The organism is Burkholderia sp. YIM B11467, from assembly GCF_052952715.1.
Map to the genome: position 1 here is coordinate 509,760 of NZ_JBQVSQ010000003.1, position 14,897 is coordinate 524,656.

The window sequence follows — 14,897 nt, forward strand, 5'->3', positions numbered from 1 at the left end:
CTTACGAAGACTCGTCCCGTTTATAACGTTTGCTTGACGAAAGCCGCTCTTATTTCAAAAATCGAGATAAGAATTTTCCGAGAATTGTCGCATGTTGTCGGCTAGAATGGCGCGTCTCAAAAAAAATATATGAGATAAGCAACGGGATCCGGCACGCAACCGCCCTAGTTCAGGCAAAAGACCATTCCACCTCTGTGTCACAGATCTTTCTCGACGTCACGCGACTCCTGACTCGCCTCCGCGCTGGACAGCATCCAACGGGAGTCGATCGCGTCGGCTTGGCTTATGTCGAGAATTATTGTTCGCGTGCACGCGCCGTCCTCAGCGAACGCGGCTTCTCCGTCGTGTTATCGGCGCAGGACTCGCGGCGGTTGTTCGAGCAACTGGTTTCGGGATCCGCGCGCCCGCCCGCACTTCCGGCACTCGTGCTGCGCGCGTGCGCCAGCGGCGCCGGTCTCGGCAAAATGCCCGGCATCCTGCTTCATACCAGCCACAACGGCATGGAATATCCGCGCTATTACACGGCGATGAAGCGGCGCGGGATTCGTCCGGTATTCATGGTTCACGATCTGATCCCGCTCACGCATGCCGAATATTGCCGCCCCGGTGTCGAAGCGACCCATCGCGTGCGCATCCACACCGCGTTCAAGCATGCCGATGGCCTGATCGCCAACTCGCAGGCCACGTTCGACTCGATCGTCGACGAAGCGCAACGATCGGGCTTGCCGTCACCGCCCTGCACGGTGGCGCCGCTCGCACCGGGACCCATACCGCGCCGGGGTGCGCCGCGCCCGCTCGACGCCCGCTACTTCGTGATGCTCGGCACGATCGAGCCGCGCAAGAATCACTGGCTGATCCTGCATGTGTGGCGTCGGCTGGTCGAGCAGTTCGGCAACGCCGCGCCCAAGCTCGTGATCATCGGGCGGCGCGGCTGGGAATGCGAGAACGTCGTTGACATGCTGGAGCGCAGCCGTCCGCTGCGCGACGCGGTCATCGAGGAATCGAACTGCCCGGACGAGCGGCTGAGCGCATGGCTCGAGCACGCGCAGGCATTGCTTTTTCCTTCTTTCGTCGAAGGCTACGGCATGCCTTTGATCGAAGCCCTCGACCAGCGGATTCCCGTGCTCGCGAGCGACCTGCCCGTCTTTCACGAGATAGCCGGCGATCTTCCCGATTATCTGGATCCGCTCGACGGCATGGGCTGGTTCGAACGAATCCTTGCCTACGCCGGGCTCGACAGTACCGAGCGCGCAACCCAGCTCGCCCGACTCGGGCAGTTTCGCGCGCCGACCTGGGCCGACCACTTCACGCGTGTCGACGCATTCCTGGCCTCGCTCACGTAGATGACGTCCACGCTGCCGCCCTCCGTTCCCGCCGCCATGCCGACCGACGCGCGTTCGCGTGGCGACGCCGCGACCGTCCAGCCGGGGCGCACGGCCGTTCCCGGCCACACCGCGCCGCGGCACCTCGGCCGCACCGGGCAACACGGGCCCATCTGGGCAACCCCGCGTCGCGGCCACGCCGCGCTGTCGTGGTTCGAACTTCCGTCCGGCGATGACGACGCGCTGATCGCCACCCTCGATGCAGCGTTGCGAAGCCGCGCCGCGGCCGGATCGGCCGACGATATCGCGCGCCTGATGGCGCGAGTCGTCGACGTCGGCGCGACCGGCGGGCGGCACCGGCATGCGCCCTGCCCATCGGAACTGCTCGGGCCAGGTGATCGCACCCGCGTGCTGCTGATCGACGAGCGTGCCCGGGCGCCTCGGGTCGGCGGGAGCGTCGCGCATCGCCGCGGTGCCGCGTTCGCGGAAATGGCCGACGCTGCGCGCGCGGCCCATCCCGACGCGGAATTCTGGCTCGCGCGTTCGAGCGATGGCGGCACCGGCCGCTGGCTATCGACCGTTGCACGATCGCTGCCGCCCGGCCTGCGTACGGCGTCCGGCGACGGCGCGTTGCCGGCCATGCTGCGCCACGTCGACCACGTCTACGTGCTCGATGCGTCGGAAGGCATGCTCGCCTTGCTCGCGAATTGTCGCGTGAATGTATTTGGCAATCCGTATTATGCGGGCTGGGGCCTCACCCGCGATGCCAGGACGCTGACCGGACGCAGCACACGACCCAGCATCGCGGCGCTGTTCGACTGCGTCTACCTGCAACTCGCCCGTTATCGGGATCCGGTCACGCATCGATCCGGCACGCTCGATGCCTTGCTCGACCTGATCGAACTCCAGCGCGACGTCCGGCGGCGTTATGCCGATTTGCGGACCGTCGCCTGCGTCGGCATTCAGTGGTGGAAGCGCGGGTTCGTCACGCCGTTCGCCACGGCGGGCGGCGGCACCCTGCGCTGGCCCCGCACCGCAGCGGAAGTCGCGACGCACGAGCACGCGCTGCTGTGGGGATCACGCGACAGCAAGGGGCTGCCGCCCGGCGTCGATGCCGTGCGGATCGAAGACGGCTTCCTGCATTCGCACGGACTCGGTTCGGACATGATCGCGCCGCGCAGCCAGATCGTCGATCGCACCAGCCTTTACTTCGACGCCAGTCGCCCCAGCGACCTGACGGCGATCCTGAACGACACGGACTTCGGCGACGCCGAACTCGCGCGCGCGGCCGCGTTGCGCCACCAGATCGTGTCCGCCGGCCTGACGAAGTACAACCTCGGACGCCGCCCCCCGGCGTGGCAAGCACCGCCGGGCGCCACGGTGGCCCTGGTCATCGGCCAGGTCGCGGACGACGCATCGATCCGTCTCGGCACCGGAGCGATCCAGACGGCAGACGCGCTTCTCGACGCCGTACGGGCGAAGCGCCCGCATGCGTACATCGTCTACAAACCACATCCGGACGTCCTGTCGGGCAATCGGCGCGGGCTGGTCGACGCAGGCAGCCTGGCCGATGTCGTCGACCGCGATGCCGACCTGCTGTCGCTCATCGAAGTCGCGCACGAAGTCCATACGCTGTCCTCGCTCGCGGGTTTCGACGCGTTGCTGCGCGGCAAGCCGGTCTCGACCTACGGCCTGCCGTTCTACGCGGGCTGGGGACTGACGGACGACGCAATCACCCCGCAGCCATGGCGTCGACGCACGTTGACGCTGGACATGCTGACGGCAGGCGCCCTGATCCGCTATCCGCTGTACTGGGACTGGCAGCTTCGGCTCTACACCACACCGGAAGCCGTCGCGGCGCAACTGGCGGCCGGCGCCCGGCGGGCATCGGGTCGCCTCCACGGTGACCGCCTCCGGCCGCTCCAGAAAGCCGGGCGCTGGATCCGCAACGTGCTCCAGCACATCCTGCGCGACGCACGGGAGCGCGCATGAACTGATCCACGCCCCGCATCCGTGCGGCATGCATGTCGATTCGAATCCATCTTACGTTCGTCAAGAGTTAGGGAGTTACCACGATGCACATTTGTCCAGTCATCCTGTGTGGCGGCAGCGGCACTCGCCTTTGGCCCATGTCGCGCGGCGGCTATCCGAAGCAGTATCTCAAGCTGACCAGCGACAACTCGCTGGTCCAGCAAACCGCGCTGCGCCTGCGTAACCTCCAGGGTGCATCGGCGCCCATCATCGTCACCAACAACGATCAGCGTTTCCTGGTCGCGGAACAACTCCGCCAGGTCAACATCACGCCGTCGTCGATCGTGCTCGAGCCGGTCGGCCGCAACACCGCGCCCGCCATTGCGATCGCCGCGCTGCTCGCGATGCACGACTCGCCCGATGCGTTGCTGCTGGTACTGCCGTCGGACCACGTCATCCTCAACGAGCCGGCATTCATCGCAGCGGCCAACGAAGCGAAAATGATCGCGGCCGACAAGCATCTCGTCACTTTCGGGATCACGCCGACCGAAGCGCACACCGGGTTCGGCTACATCCGCCGCGGCACGGCCATTGCCGACGGCAAGCAGGTCTACAAGGTCGACGCATTCGTCGAAAAGCCCGACATGCCGACTGCCGAGCGCTTCGTCGCCGACGGCAACTATTACTGGAACAGCGGCATGTTCATGCTGAAGGCGTCCACGTACATCGAGGAACTGCATCGCCATGCGCCCGAGATCGCCCGCCAGGCGGAACTCGCGTTCGCGTCGGCCAAGCGTGACAACGATTTTCTCCGTCTCGACGCCGACGTGTTCGCGGCCGTCCCCAACGTCTCGATCGACTACGCGGTGATGGAAAAGACCGAACGCGCCGCCGTCGTCACCGCTGCCGACCTCGGCTGGAACGACATCGGCTCGTGGAGCGCGCTCGCGGAAATCGCGGACGCCGACGAGAACGGCAACACGCTCATCGGCGACATCTTCACCGACGCCGTCGAGAATTCGTATATCCGCGCGGAACACCGGATGGTTGCCGCGATCGGCCTCGACAACATCGTGATCGTGGAAACGGCCGACGCCGTCTTGGTCGCGCATCGCGACAAGGCCCAGGACGTCAAGAAAATCGTCGAATGGCTGAATGCCTCCGGCCGCCACGAATCGGTCACGCATCGCCGCGTCGTCCGCCCGTGGGGCTCCTATGAAGGCATCGACCAGGGTGACCGCTTCCAGGTCAAGCGCATCGTCGTGAACCCCGGTGCGCAGCTGAGCCTGCAGATGCACCACCATCGCGCCGAGCACTGGATCGTAGTCAAGGGCACCGCGATGGTCACGAACGGCAACAAGGAAATCATCCTGACGGAAAACCAGTCGACCTACATTCCGCTCGGCGAGACGCATCGACTGAAGAACCCCGGCAAGATTCCGCTCGAACTGATCGAAGTCCAGTCGGGTGCGTATCTCGGTGAGGACGATATCGTCCGTTTCGAAGACACCTACGGCCGCGCAGCGTCGTAAGCAACGCGATTTCCGGTTCGCGCGCCACCGCCGGCCTCGATCCGACACCCGCCAACGGGCAGTACGCGCAAGCGTCCTGCCCGTTTTTCATTACATCAAGCAACGTAAGGTGGGTTGCCCGGCCCGCACAGGTCAGGTTATAAAAGCGCCACCCACCCCGGTGCATGCGCCGCCCTTTTTACTCTTGACTTCGGAGAACGCATGATCGATCTCGCCACCGCCCAGCAATTCCTGATGACCCGCGGCCTCGACTTCGGCCTCAACCTCCTTGCCGCGATCGTACTGTGGTTCATCGGCCGCTGGGCAATCCGCATCGCTACCCGCCTGCTCGGCAAGGTCGTTCGCCGCAGCGGCAAGGTCGACCCGACGCTGACCGACTACCTGACCTCCGTCGTCGGTGTGTTGCTGACGGTCCTGCTGATCCTCGCGATCCTGCAGATCTTCGGCGTGCAGACGACCTCGTTCGCCGCCCTGCTCGCCGGCCTCGGCCTCGCGATCGGCACGGCCTGGGGCGGCCTGCTCGCGCACTTCGCCGCCGGCGTGTTCATGCAGGTGCTGCGCCCGTTCAAGATCGGCGACGTCATCAACGCGGGCGGCGTCACCGGCACGGTGAAGGAGCTCGGCCTGTTCGGCACGACGATCATCACGCCCGACAACATCGTGACGATCGTCGGCAACAACAAGATCTTCTCGGACAACATCGCGAACTACAGCGCGACGTCGCATCGTCGCGTCGACCTGACCGCGAAGATCGCCAACGGCGTCGATGCGGTCGATGCAATCAACCGCCTGAAAGCGTCGATCCAGCAGATCCCGAACGTGCTGACCAACCCGGCGCCGGACGTCGGCGTGTTCCAGTTCACGCCGGAAGGCCCGTTGCTGTTCGTGCGCCCGTCCACGGCACCCGAGAACTACTGGCAGGTGTACTGCGACACCAACCGCGTGATCCTCGAGACGTTCCGCGACGCGCAATACCCGACACCCGAAACGCCGGTCTCGCATCGCAGCGCGTAACGAGCGCGGCGGACGAAAAAAAAGCGTGGCAATTGAATTGCCACGCTTTTTTTATTGCTCGAAACAGGACCGGATACGCGCCCGCTCAGCGCCCGCTCGTCTTCTGCGTATCGTCCGACTGCCGCCCGCGCACGAGCTTCCACACCGCGCCGAGCGCGACCGGCACGATCGCCGCACCGATCCCGACCAGCACGATCACGTTCAGGTACTGGCGGATGAACGGGATGTTGCCGAAGAAATAACCGAGCAGCACGAGCAGCAGCACCCAGACCAGCGCACCGATCACGTTGAAGAGCTGGAAGCGCGCGGCGCTCATCGACGACGCGCCCGCGACGAACGGCGCGAACGTACGCACGACCGGGATGAAGCGCGCGAGCACGATCGTCTTGCCGCCGTGCTTGTCGTAGAACGAGTGCGTCTTCTGCAGCGCGGCACGATCGAGGAAGCGCTCGAGCACCGGGATATGCGTATTGAACACCTTCGGGCCGACCCAGCGGCCGATCAGGTAGTTCACGGTGTTGCCGGCAATCGCCGCGACGAGCAGCAGCACGATCAGCGCGCCGACGTTCATTTCGCCCGTCGCCGCGAACGCGCCGCCGATGAACAGCAGCGAATCGCCGGGCAGGAACGGGAACACGACGAGCCCCGTCTCGCAGAACACGATCAGGAACAGCACGAGATAGACCCATGCGCCGTACTGCCGGATGAAATCGCCGAGGAATGCGTCGATATGCAGGACCAGATTGACGAAATGAAGCAGCGTATCCAAATGCGATTCCTCGAAGGCGAAAGGGCCGGAACGGCCAGAAAAGGCGGAAGCGCCCGCCGGCCAAGGCGCAGCGCGCGTACCGGACCCATGATACCCAAACTACCTTAAGGCTCCGTGAAAAAACGTAACGGTTCGTCGCCCCGGCACGTATCCGCCGCCTCGCTATAATTCGGCCATGTCCGATATCACCGAAACGGCCGCGGGCGCCGCGCCCGCCCCTGCTCCGCGCCCGCTGCGCGCGATCCAGCCCCTGCCCGACCAGCTGATCAGCCAGATCGCGGCCGGCGAGGTCGTCGAACGCCCGGCGTCGGTCGTCAAGGAACTGCTCGAGAACGCGATGGACGCCGGCGCAACGACGCTGCGCATCGTGCTCGAAGAAGGCGGCGTCAAGCGCATCTCGATCACCGACGACGGTTGCGGCATTCCGCCCGACGAACTGGCGCTCGCGCTGATGCGCCACGCAACCAGCAAGATCCGCTCGCTCGAGGAGCTCGAGGCGGTCGCGACGCTCGGGTTCCGCGGCGAAGCGCTCGCATCGATCGCGTCGGTCGCCGAGATGTCGATCACGAGCCGCACGGCCGATGCCGCGCATGCGATGAAGATCGACGCGCAGACGGGCGTGCTGTCGCCCGCCGCCGGCTCGACCGGCACGACGATCGAGGTGCGCGAGCTGTACTTCAACACGCCCGCGCGGCGCAAGTTCCTGAAGAGCGAGCAGACCGAGTTCGGCCACTGCCTGGAAATGATCCGCCGCGCGGCACTCGCGCGGCCGGACGTCGCGATCTCGGTACTGCACAACGGCAAGGCCGTCGAGCACTGGAATGCGACCGAACCCGCGCAGCGCGTCGCGAAGATCCTCGGCGACAGCTTCGCGACCGCACACCTGCCGCTCGACGAGCAGGCCGGCCCGCTCGCCGTCTACGGCTGCGCAGGGCTGCCGACCGCGAGCCGCGGGCGCGCCGACCAGCAGTACTTCTTCGTCAACGGCCGTTTCGTGCGCGACAAGCTGCTGACGCACGCGGTGCGCGCAGCCTACGAGGACGTGCTGCACGGCGACCGCTACCCGTCGTACGTGCTGTTCCTCGACCTGCCGCCCGAAGCCGTCGACGTGAACGTGCATCCGTCGAAGATCGAGGTGCGGTTCCGCGATTCGCGCTCGATTCACCAGTACGTGTTCCACGCGGTCCAGCGCGCACTCGCGCGCCACGCGGGTGCGTCGCCGGAAACCACCGCGGGCGGCCATGCCGCGCATCTCGAACCCGCGCCGCGCGGGCCCGCATCGTTCCTGGACACGCCCCTCGGCCAGGGCCAGGCCACCGGTGGCGGCTTCTCGTCGCCGTCGTCGTCCGCGTCGTCGACGGGCAACACCTGGATGCGCCAGGCGCGGATGACGCAGGGCACGCTGCCCGTCGCGCAGCCGCTCGCGCTCTACGATGCGCTGTTCGGCCGCAAGGACACGGGCGCGGGCACGCCGGACGGCACGACGGGCCTCGCCCGCGATTCGGCCGACGCGCCGGGCGCGCCGCTGCCGGGCTTCTCCGCATCGCCGATCGCCGCGAGCACGCACGACGAGCAGCCGCTCGGCTTCGCGCTCGGCCAGATCCACGGCATCTACGTGCTCGCGCAAAACGCGCACGGGCTCGTGATCGTCGACATGCACGCGGCGCACGAGCGGATCCTGTACGAACAGTTCAAGAACGCGCTCGCCGATCGCTCGGTCGCCGTGCAGTCGCTGCTGCTGCCGGTATCGATGACGGCCACGCCGATCGAAATCGGTACCGTCGAGGAAGAACGCGACACGCTCGAATCGCTCGGCTTCGATCTCGCGGTGCTGTCGCCGACGACACTCGCGATCCGCGCGGTGCCCGCGCTGCTGAAGGATGCCGACCTGCAGTCGCTCGCGCGCGCGGTGCTCGCCGACCTGCACGCGTTCGGCGGCTCGCGTGTGCTCACCGAGCGTCAGCACGAACTGCTCGGCACGCTCGCGTGCCACCACGCGGTGCGCGCGAACCGGCGCCTGACGCTCGACGAGATGAATGCGCTGCTGCGCCAGATGGAGGCGACCGAACGCGCGGACCAGTGCAATCACGGCCGGCCGACGTGGTATCAGCTCACGCTGAACGATCTCGACCGCCTGTTCATGCGCGGACAATGAACGCGGTACCGCACTCCCGCCCGACGACGATCGCCTGCCTGCTCGGCCCCACCGCCTCGGGCAAGACGGCCGCGGCGCTGGCGCTCGCCGCGCGCCGCCCGATCGAGATCGTCAGCGTCGATTCGGCGCTCGTCTACCGCGACATGGATATCGGCACCGCGAAACCGACGCGCGAAGAACGCGCGAGCGTGCCGCATCACCTGATCGACATCATCGACCCGGCCGACGCGTATTCGGCCGCGGATTTCCGCGCGGACGCGCTGCGCCTGATCGGCGAGATCGTCGCGCGCGGCCGCACGCCGCTGCTCGCGGGCGGCACGATGCTGTACTACAAGGCGCTGACGCAGGGGCTCAACGACCTGCCGTCCGCGGATCCGGCCGTGCGCGCGCAGCTCGATGCCGACGCCGCGCGCGACGGCTGGCCCGCGCTGCACGCGCGGCTCGCGCAGGTCGATCCCGATACGGCCGCGCGGCTCGCGCCGAACGATTCGCAGCGAATCCAGCGCGCCCTCGAGATCTTCATGCTGAGCGGGCAGCCGATGTCAGTGCTGCTGGCCGCGCCGCCGCGCGCGGACGATGCGGCCACCGCGTACCGCTTCGTGCCGGTCGCGCTCGAACCGTCGGATCGCGCGGTACTGCACGCGCGGATCGAACAACGCTTCGACGCGATGCTCGACGCGGGCTTCATCGACGAAGTCGAGCGGCTGCGCCGGCGCGACGACCTTCATCCCGACCTGCCGTCGATGCGTTGCGTCGGTTACCGGCAGGCATGGGAATACCTCGACGGCGACACCGACTACCGGATGATGCGCGACAAGGGCATCTTCGCGACGCGCCAGCTCTGCAAGCGGCAGCTCACGTGGCTGCGCGCGATGCCGGAGCGGATCGTCGTCGACTGCATTGCACCGGACTCGACCGCCCGCGCGCTCGACGCGCTCGAACGCGTGCTCGACGGCCGCACGCCGGGCTGAGCGGACGAACGGCAGCCGGCGTCAGCCGAGCCGGCGCGCCGCCAGACCCGCACGGGCACCTTCGACAATCAACGCGACGCCGCGCTCGAACGCTTCGTCACCGCCACGCTCGCGCAACGCGGCCCAGCCCTTCGCGAGCAGCGGATACTCGGCCGCGTCCGGCAGCGGCGCATCGGCGTCGCCATCCGGCTCCGCCTGCTCCTCCAGCACCCATCCGACCACGAAGCGGCCGAGCGCGTACATCACGTCGACCGCTTCGTCCGGCGCGAAGCCCGCCTCGGCGAGCAGCGCGACCTTGCGTTCGATCGAACTGAAATGCAGCGCCCGCGGCCGCGTCCCGGCGTGCAAGCGCGCGCCGTCGCGATAGGCCAGCAGCGCTCGGCGAAAACTGCGTGCGTTCTCGGCGAGCCACACATCCCATGCTTCACCCGTTCGCGGCAGCGACGCGTCGTGGCGCTCGAGCATGATCGCTTCGGCCATCGCGTCGAGCAGCTCGGCCTTGTTCCGGAAATGCCAGTAAAGCGTCGGCGACTGCACGCCGAGCCGCTCGGCGAGCCGCCGCGTCGACAATCCGTCGATACCGACTTCATCGAGCAATTCCAGCGCCGCGCGCAATACCGTGTCGCGCGTCAGCCGCGCGCCTGTGTCCTTCATCTCTATCACCGATAGGGAAACTATGGAACAATCACCACTCTATCATCGATAGAGTCACACTCTTGAATCCGTCCCTGATTGCTATCCTGGCCACAGTCCTGCTCGACGCGATTGGCGTCGGGATCGTGATGCCGATCCTGCCCGGGCTGCTGCGCTCGCTCGCCAGCGCAGGCAGCATCGACACGCACTATGGCGTACTGCTTGCGCTGTACGCGTTCGCGCAATTCCTGTGCGCACCGCTGCTCGGCGCGCTGAGCGACCGTTTCGGCCGCCGGCCCGTGTTGCTCGTGTCGCTCGCCGGCGCCGCGCTCGACTACCTGCTGATGGCGCTCGCGCCGATGCTCGCCTGGCTTTACGTGGGGCGGCTGATCGCGGGCATCACCGGCGCGAACGTCGCGGTGGCAACCGCGTACGTGACCGACGTCACGGCCGAACCCGACCGCGCCAAGCGCTTCGGCCAGCTCGGCGCGATGATGGGCATCGGCTTCATCGCGGGCCCGCTGATCGGCGGGTTGCTCGGTGCGCTACACCTGCGCGCGCCGTTCGTCGCGGCCGCGCTGCTCAATGCGCTCAATCTCGTGCTCGTGTGGCGCGCGCTGCCGGAATCGCGGCCCCGTGCGGCCCGCGAAAGCCGGGCGCTCGCCGCGTTCAACCCGTTCGCGAGCCTGCGCCGGCTGAGCGGCGCGCCCGCGCTCGCGCCGCTGGTCGGCATCTACGTGATCGTGGCGCTGGTGTCGCAGGCGCCCGCGACGCTGTGGATCCTGTACGGCCAGGAGCATTTCGGCTGGTCGACGCCGATCGCGGGGCTGTCGCTCGCCGGTTACGGTGCGTGCCACGCGCTCGCGCAGGCATTCGCGATCGGGCCGCTGATCGCACGGCTCGGCGAGCGCCGCGCACTCGCGCTGGGCCTCGCGGGCGACGCGCTCGGGCTTGTGGCGATCGCGTTCGCGACCGCCGCGTGGGTGCCGTTCGCGCTGCTGCCGCTGTTCGCGGCAGGCGGCATGACGCTGCCGGCGCTGCAGGCGATGCTCGCGCGGCAGGTCGACGATGCGCGCCAGGGCGAACTGCAGGGCACGCTCGCGAGCGTGGCCAGCCTGATCGGCGTCGCGGGGCCGCTGGTCATCACCGCGACCTATGCGGCGACACGCGCGACGTGGCCGGGGCTCGTGTGGGCCGCGGCCGCGCTGCTCTATCTGCTCGTGCCGCCGTTGCTGGCCGGCGCGCGGCCGGCAGGCGCGCCGCGGCCGTCCGCATGAGCGACGGCGGGCGCCGCCGCGCTCAGTGCGCGAGCGTCACGAGATTCGCGTCGCGCGCGAGCTGCCAGCGGCCGTCGGCCTTGCGGAAGATCGTCAGCGTATGCCCCGAACGGCGGATCGTCTCGCCGCCCGGCGGTGTCGCGTCGATTTCGAGGAAATTGCGCATGTACGCCCAGTCGCCCATCACGCGCAGCTCGTCGATCCGGTAGCGGCCATCGACCTTCGGCGCGTGCTCCGCACCCGCGTTCGCATCACGCGATGCCGCCGCGAACGCCGCCTTGTCGAACGGCGGCTTGCCGGCCACCATGAAAATCGCGTCGTCGGCGATCAGGTCGAGCACGGTCGCCAGATCGCCGCGCCGGCTCGACACGAACCAGTTTTCCACGAGTTCGCGGATCGCGCGTTCGTCTTCGGTCATCGTCGTCCCTCCTTCATCGGCGCCGCGCGGCGCCCGAAAAAAAAGCCGCCCGGATCGACTCCGGGCGGCTTTTCCTGCTGCATCTGCTGCGGGCGGCGCGTCAGACCACGACCGTCTGCGCCTCGCCTTCGCGGGTCGCACGCACGGTGCCGATCTTCCACACTTGTTCACCGGCGGCGGTCAGGTCGGCGATCGCTGCGTCGGCATCGGCCGCCGAGACGATCACGGCCATGCCGATCCCGCAGTTGAACACGCGGTGCATTTCCGCGTCGGCGACGCCGCCGTGCTCCTGCAGCCACTTGAACAGCGGCGGCAGCGGCCATGCGTTCTGGTCGAGCTCGGCGGTGAGGCCTTCGCGCAGCACGCGCGGAATATTCTCGACGAGGCCACCGCCCGTGATGTGCGCCATGCCCTTCACCGACAGCTTCTGCATCAGTGCGAGCAACGGCTTCACGTAGATGCGCGTGGGGGCCATCAGCGCGTCGGCGAGCGAACGGCCGTGGAAATCGGCCGACAGGTCGGGGTTTGCGCGCTCGATGATCTTGCGCACGAGCGAGAAGCCGTTCGAGTGGATGCCGCTCGATGCGAGGCCCAGCACCACGTCGCCTTCGGCGATCGTGCTGCCGTCGATGATCTTGCTCTTCTCGACCGCGCCGACCGCGAAGCCGGCCAGATCGTATTCGCCGTCCGGGTACATGCCCGGCATTTCGGCCGTTTCACCTCCGATCAGCGCGCAGCCCGACAGTTCGCAGCCTTGCGCGATGCCCTTGACGACCGTCGCGGCCGTGTCGACGTCGAGCTTGCCGCACGCGAAGTAGTCGAGGAAGAACAGCGGCTCGGCACCCTGCACGAGGATGTCGTTCACGCTCATCGCGACGAGATCCTGGCCGACGGTGTCGTGTTTGTTCAGATGAAACGCCAGCTTGAGCTTGGTGCCCACGCCGTCGGTGCCCGACACGAGCACGGGCTCGCGATACTTCTTCGGCACTTCGAACAGCGCGCCGAACCCGCCGATGCCGCCGAGCACGCCGTCGCGCAGGGTTTTCTTCGCAAAAGGCTTGATCTTGTCGATGAGCGCGTCGCCCGCGTCGATGTCGACGCCTGCGTCGCGATAGGACAGACCCTGAGCGTCAGGAGCGGATTTCGGAGGATTCATGGGGGAATGCGAGAAGGTCGGTAAAATGCGATTTTACCCGAAGCCGGCCGGTTGGCCGGAATTCCCAGCACCGAATCGTCAGGGATTGCATCTTGGTCAACACGTCCCCGTTTTCAACGCCCAGCGAACCGCGCCGAAACCGGCACGGCGCCGTGCGTACGGTCGCGCGTGCAGCCAGCGGAGCCGCATTCCCCCACGCGTGCCCGGCGTACGGCACGCGTTTTTTCAACCGACCCGCATTGTGACTGTTGTGTCCCGTCAACTGACGCTCGATCTCGGCACGCCGCCGCCCGCCACGTTCGACAACTTCATCATGAACGAGGAGAACGACGAGCTCATCTCGCGCCTGCAGAAGCTCGACCTCGCGCTCGCGGCGGGCCCCGTGCCGGACCGTTCGTTCTACATCTGGGGCGAGCCCGGCAGCGGCCGCACCCATCTGCTGCAGGCGCTCGTGAGCGACGCGTCGTACGGCTATGCGCGCTATCTGACGCCGCAGAGCCCGCTCGGCGCGTTCACCTTCGACCCGCGCATCGGCATCTACGCGATCGACGACTGCGACCGGATGACCGACACGCAGCAGGTCGCGCTGTTCAACCTGTTCAACGAGGTTCGCGCGCATCCATCGAGCGCGTTCGTCGCGGCGGGCCCCGCGGCGCCGCTTGCGCTCGACGTGCGCGAGGATCTCCGCACGCGCCTCGGCTGGGGGCTCGTGTTCCACCTGTCGCCGCCGTCCGACGCCGGCAAGATCGCCGTGCTCAAGCTCGCCGCGAAGGAGCGCGGGATCGCGCTCACCGACGACATCGCCGCCTACCTGCTGACCCATTTCCGCCGCGACATGCCGAGCCTGATGGCGCTGCTCGACGCGCTCGACCGCTTCTCGCTCGAGCAGAAACGCGCCGTCACGCTGCCGTTGCTGCGCCGAATGCTGGCGCGTCCCGGCGACGACATCACACCACCGGGCACGGGCCCGAACCGCTTCGAGTAAAATGCGCTTCCATGACTAATCTGGCACTCTTTGACCTCGATCACACGCTGATCCCGACCGATAGCGACCACGAATGGGGTCGCTTCATGGTGAAGCTCGGCATCGTCGACGCGGAAAGCTTCTCGCGTCAGAACGATCAGTTCTTCGCCGACTACAAGGCCGGCAAGCTCGACATCCACGCGTACCTCACGGCGATGCTCACGCCGCTCGCGAAGTATTCGCGTGCGCAGCTCGCCGACTGGCACGAGCAATACATGCACGAGGTGATCCGTCCCGCGATGACGCCCGCCGCGCTCGAGCTGGTGCGCAAGCACCTCGATGCGGGCGACCTGTGCTGCGTCGTGACGGCCACCAACGAATTCATCACGCGCCCGATCGCCACCGCATTCGGCGTCGACACGCTGATCGCGTGCGAGGTCGAAACGACCGACGGGCATCCCGATTCACCGTACACGGGCCGGCCGACCGGCACACCGAGCTATCGCGAAGGCAAGATCGTGCGTACCGAAGCGTGGCTCGCGTCACTCGGCAAGCACTGGGACGACTTCGCGCACAGCTATTTCTACAGCGACTCGCACAACGACATCCCGTTGCTCGAGAAAGTCACCGACCCGATCGCGACCAACCCTGACGACACGCTGCGCGCGCATGCAAGCAACCGCGGCTGGCGTATCCTCGATCTCTTCTGAACGTC

The 14,897-nt window shown here is 67.2% G+C and carries 13 protein-coding genes; 9 read left to right on the top strand and 4 right to left on the bottom strand.

The features are described from left to right. The first annotated feature begins 194 nt into the window (after nucleotides 1–194). The 4 genes from ACTRWB_RS14345 to ACTRWB_RS14360 all read left to right on the top strand — a co-directional run bounded on the left by ACTRWB_RS14345 (nucleotide 195) and on the right by ACTRWB_RS14360 (nucleotide 5,839). Nucleotides 195–1,343: a glycosyltransferase family 4 protein gene (locus tag ACTRWB_RS14345; RefSeq protein WP_446902277.1), complete on the top strand. Its 1,149-nt coding sequence runs from the start codon at nucleotides 195–197 to the stop codon at nucleotides 1,341–1,343. Further along, on the top strand, nucleotides 1,344–3,314 hold the full coding sequence (locus ACTRWB_RS14350) for a capsular polysaccharide export protein, LipB/KpsS family (protein ID WP_446902278.1): 1,971 nt from the start codon (nucleotides 1,344–1,346) through the stop codon (nucleotides 3,312–3,314). Nucleotides 3,315–3,397: 83 nt separating this feature from the next. Then, complete coding sequence (locus ACTRWB_RS14355) at nucleotides 3,398–4,825, top strand: mannose-1-phosphate guanylyltransferase/mannose-6-phosphate isomerase (protein WP_446902279.1); 1,428 nt, start codon at nucleotides 3,398–3,400, stop codon at nucleotides 4,823–4,825. A 201-nt stretch (nucleotides 4,826–5,026) separates the two neighbouring features. Continuing rightward, nucleotides 5,027–5,839, top strand: coding sequence for a mechanosensitive ion channel family protein (locus ACTRWB_RS14360; protein ID WP_446902280.1), 813 nt, complete (start codon nucleotides 5,027–5,029; stop codon nucleotides 5,837–5,839). Nucleotides 5,840–5,924: 85 nt separating this feature from the next. On the opposite strand, the gene ACTRWB_RS14365 is transcribed toward ACTRWB_RS14360, so the two are convergent. Further along, on the bottom strand, nucleotides 5,925–6,608 hold the full coding sequence (locus ACTRWB_RS14365; RefSeq protein WP_446902281.1) for a DedA family protein: 684 nt from the start codon (nucleotides 6,606–6,608) through the stop codon (nucleotides 5,925–5,927). A gap of 175 nt (nucleotides 6,609–6,783) precedes the next feature. On the opposite strand from ACTRWB_RS14365, the gene mutL reads away from it, so the two are divergent. Both mutL and miaA read left to right on the top strand, forming a co-directional pair. Then, nucleotides 6,784–8,763 (top strand): DNA mismatch repair endonuclease MutL, encoded by a 1,980-nt coding sequence (gene mutL, locus ACTRWB_RS14370; protein WP_446902282.1) that lies wholly within the window; start codon nucleotides 6,784–6,786, stop codon nucleotides 8,761–8,763. Next, complete coding sequence (miaA, locus tag ACTRWB_RS14375) at nucleotides 8,760–9,734, top strand: tRNA (adenosine(37)-N6)-dimethylallyltransferase MiaA (protein WP_446902283.1); 975 nt, start codon at nucleotides 8,760–8,762, stop codon at nucleotides 9,732–9,734. The genes mutL and miaA overlap by 4 nt, the downstream gene beginning before the upstream one ends. Before the next feature lie 21 nt (nucleotides 9,735–9,755). Here the strand turns inward: miaA and tetR are convergent, their stop codons facing one another. Further along, nucleotides 9,756–10,388, bottom strand: coding sequence for a tetracycline resistance transcriptional repressor TetR (gene tetR / locus ACTRWB_RS14380; protein WP_446902284.1), 633 nt, complete (start codon nucleotides 10,386–10,388; stop codon nucleotides 9,756–9,758). A 62-nt stretch (nucleotides 10,389–10,450) separates the two neighbouring features. Here tetR and tet point away from each other — a divergent pair, with 62 nt between their 5' ends. Beyond that, on the top strand, nucleotides 10,451–11,644 hold the full coding sequence (tet, locus tag ACTRWB_RS14385; RefSeq protein WP_446902285.1) for a Tet(A)/Tet(B)/Tet(C) family tetracycline efflux MFS transporter: 1,194 nt from the start codon (nucleotides 10,451–10,453) through the stop codon (nucleotides 11,642–11,644). Nucleotides 11,645–11,666: 22 nt separating this feature from the next. Here the strand turns inward: tet and ACTRWB_RS14390 are convergent, their stop codons facing one another. Both ACTRWB_RS14390 and purM read right to left on the bottom strand, forming a co-directional pair. Then, nucleotides 11,667–12,062 carry a YybH family protein gene (locus ACTRWB_RS14390; RefSeq protein WP_446902286.1) on the bottom strand — a complete coding sequence of 132 codons (396 nt, stop codon included), beginning with the start codon at nucleotides 12,060–12,062 and terminating at the stop codon, nucleotides 11,667–11,669. Nucleotides 12,063–12,162: 100 nt separating this feature from the next. Next, complete coding sequence (purM, locus tag ACTRWB_RS14395) at nucleotides 12,163–13,218, bottom strand: phosphoribosylformylglycinamidine cyclo-ligase (RefSeq protein WP_129513777.1); 1,056 nt, start codon at nucleotides 13,216–13,218, stop codon at nucleotides 12,163–12,165. 250 nt (nucleotides 13,219–13,468) lie between these two features. Between purM and hda the strand changes: the two genes are divergently transcribed. Next, nucleotides 13,469–14,203, top strand: a complete 735-nt coding sequence (gene hda / locus ACTRWB_RS14400; RefSeq protein ID WP_319022249.1) for a DnaA regulatory inactivator Hda — start codon at nucleotides 13,469–13,471, stop codon at nucleotides 14,201–14,203. A gap of 11 nt (nucleotides 14,204–14,214) precedes the next feature. Next, nucleotides 14,215–14,892 (top strand): histidinol-phosphatase, encoded by a 678-nt coding sequence (locus ACTRWB_RS14405; RefSeq protein WP_129513776.1) that lies wholly within the window; start codon nucleotides 14,215–14,217, stop codon nucleotides 14,890–14,892. Nucleotides 14,893–14,897: the final 5 nt, after the last annotated feature.